This is a genomic window from Corallococcus sp. AB045 (assembly GCF_003668895.1).
Classification (GTDB): Bacteria; Myxococcota; Myxococcia; order Myxococcales; family Myxococcaceae; genus Corallococcus; species Corallococcus coralloides.
Map to the genome: position 1 here is coordinate 1 of NZ_RAWN01000402.1, position 2,342 is coordinate 2,342.

The following is a 2,342-nucleotide window of genomic DNA, read 5'->3' on the forward strand; positions in this document are numbered from 1 at the left end:
CACTTCCACCTGTAGGCCCCGCGTCTCCCCATGACGCGTCAGCGGGGGACGCGGACCGACCGCTGACGCGTCATGGGGAGACGCGGGGCCTACAGGTGGAAGTGGCCGGCGGCCTCCGGCTGGTAGGGCACGGCGACGATGCGCAGGCGGCGGGTGCGCCCCTGGGGGAGGGGCCACTCCACGGTCTGGCCCACGGACAGGCCCAGGAGGGCGCTGCCCACGGGGGCGAGGATGGAGATGCGGCCGGCGTCGCTGTTGGCGTCCTTGGGATAGACGAGCGTGACTTCGCGCGTCTCGCCGGCCTCTCCGTCTTCATAGACGACGGTGCTGTTCATGGTGACGACGTCGCGGGGAATGGAGTCGGAGGACGTGACGACGGCGCGGGCGAGTTCGGACTCCAGCTGCTCCACGAGCTCGGCGTTGCGGGCGTTGCCGTACTGTTCGACGACGCGCTCCAGGCGCTGGAGGTCGGTGTCGGTGACGATGAGGGGGTGGTCGTGGGTCATGGCGATTGCCTCCGGTGGGAAGGGGATGGGGACGGCACGCACACCTGGAAAGGTGGGGGTGCGTGGCGCGAAGGTTCAGTGGGGGTGGAGCGGACGCCGTCCGTCGTGAGCTACGCGAGACGGGCGGCGTGGGTGACAAGCCAGGCGGTGGCTCGGCCGTGCGCGGGCAGCGTCCGGCGCACGGAAATCCGGCGCGGAGCACGCTGCAGGCAGGCTGTGAGCGAAACCGTCATCTGACGAGGAACCCGGGGGTTGCGGCTGCGGTGAAGTGCTGAATGTAGCCGTGTGCGCCCTGATTGCAACCAAGCCTCGGAAACAAGCGGCCTGGCGGACAGTCGCCGTGACGCACGGAGGCGCGGGAATCAGCGGAGCGGGGACACGTCCTTGAATTGCACGCCCGTGGCGCCGATGGATTCGAGCGCCAGCTTGATGTCCTCGGAGACGATGAGCGCGATGAGCCAGCCCCAGGTGCGGAAGACCTTCGCGTCCCCGGTCCTGGTCGGGTCGATGCGCAGCCGATGAACCGCTTGATAGGTGCCGACCCGCTCGGGCCGTCCATCCTCCGGCGTCCAGTAGCGCACCTCGCCCGAGGCGGTGTCGTCGATGCACTTCACGACGCGCACGACGTTGACGAGGAAGTACGTGTCCGGGGAGTCGTCCATCGTAACGGGGAACAGCTCCACGTCCCCCGGAGCCAGTCGGGACAGCACTTCCGCGACCCGTTGGGAGACGACAGGGACAGCGCCCGCATCCGCGAGCGAGAAGTCGAGCGCCCTTCCCCGCGAGTAGGACGGAACGCGCAGCGCACTCTCCACCCGCGCGGGAGTACCCTGCATGAACAGCCACGAGCCGTGGTCCTGCCCCTGGGCGTCCACGGGCGTTCCAAGCTCCCATCGGCCGGGCAGTGTCACGTCGTCGGTGAGCTTGAAGTACCGGGGCGTCACGCAGGCATCCTGCCTCATCCACCACTCCGGGTGACCAGCTTGTTGAGCCAGGTGTTCTCCGTCGCGAGCTCCTTCGCGAGGATCCGCAGCGCCTGTGTCAGGTCGACCCGGCACTGCTGAATTGTCCGGCATGTGCTGGTCGCGAGCCTCAACCGCTCAAAGACCTCCGCGTGGTACTCCTGCGGATGCGGCCCCTTGTGCCCCGGAACGTGGACCTGGTTCTCCGGATCGTTCAGGGACATGCCTGCCTTGTCGAAGAGTTGTTGATAACGCGGCGTCCACGGGCCTCCGTTCGCGGTGGACGTGCTGAACTTGTCGGAAGCGATGTGGTGCTTGGGTCCTGGCACCTCCACGGGCCCGCCAGCCGCCACCGCGCCCGGTGCCAGGGTAAGCAGGATGTCACCCGTCGCGGACACGGCGACGGACTCCACCTGCGCGACCGCGCCCAGCCGGAAGCCGCCCTCCGCCACGCCCACGAGTGACGCCTGTGCCGAACCGGGCAGCGTGGGCACCTTCGCGGCCAGCGTCTCCGCGGTGCTACCCAGCGCCGCCGTGGCCAGCATGACGAAGGCCCGCGCGGCGTTCTGGCCCATCACCTCGCCGTACTGCTCTCCCGCGTCCCGGAGCTCGTCGAAGGTCGTGGCCTCCGCCACCGCATCCGCGAGTCGCACCCATCCGTGGATGAGGCTCCACACCGTGTCGACGCCCAGGTAGGCGATGAGCACCGCCGTCATCGTCGCCGCGACGCCCTTCGACACGGGCTCAGGGAAACCCATCTCAGCGCACCCCATCCAAGCAGCCGTCGTCGCAGGATTCGGTGATCATCACCCACCCGCTCCATCCATTCGTGGGCCGGACGCTTCCGCTGCTGCAGCACCTGCGGTACCTCGGT

At 68.7% G+C, this 2,342-nt stretch carries 3 protein-coding genes; all 3 read right to left on the reverse strand.

What is annotated here, in order from left to right; genetic code table 11:
• Positions 1 to 89: 89 nt before the first annotated feature.
• The 3 genes from rnk to D7Y21_RS41075 all read right to left on the reverse strand — a co-directional run bounded on the left by rnk (position 90) and on the right by D7Y21_RS41075 (position 2,226).
• Entirely contained in the window at positions 90 to 506 is a 417-nt protein-coding gene (gene rnk, locus D7Y21_RS41065; protein ID WP_120562167.1) for a nucleoside diphosphate kinase regulator, read from the reverse strand.
• Between the two features lie 362 nt (positions 507 to 868).
• Positions 869 to 1,468 carry an imm11 family protein gene (locus tag D7Y21_RS41070; RefSeq protein WP_233591441.1) on the reverse strand — a complete coding sequence of 200 codons (600 nt, stop codon included), beginning with the start codon at positions 1,466 to 1,468 and terminating at the stop codon, positions 869 to 871.
• On the reverse strand, positions 1,465 to 2,226 hold the full coding sequence (locus D7Y21_RS41075; RefSeq protein WP_233612502.1) for an AHH domain-containing protein: 762 nt from the start codon (positions 2,224 to 2,226) through the stop codon (positions 1,465 to 1,467). Before D7Y21_RS41075 ends, D7Y21_RS41070 begins: the two co-directional genes overlap by 4 nt.
• Positions 2,227 to 2,342 lie beyond the last annotated feature (116 nt).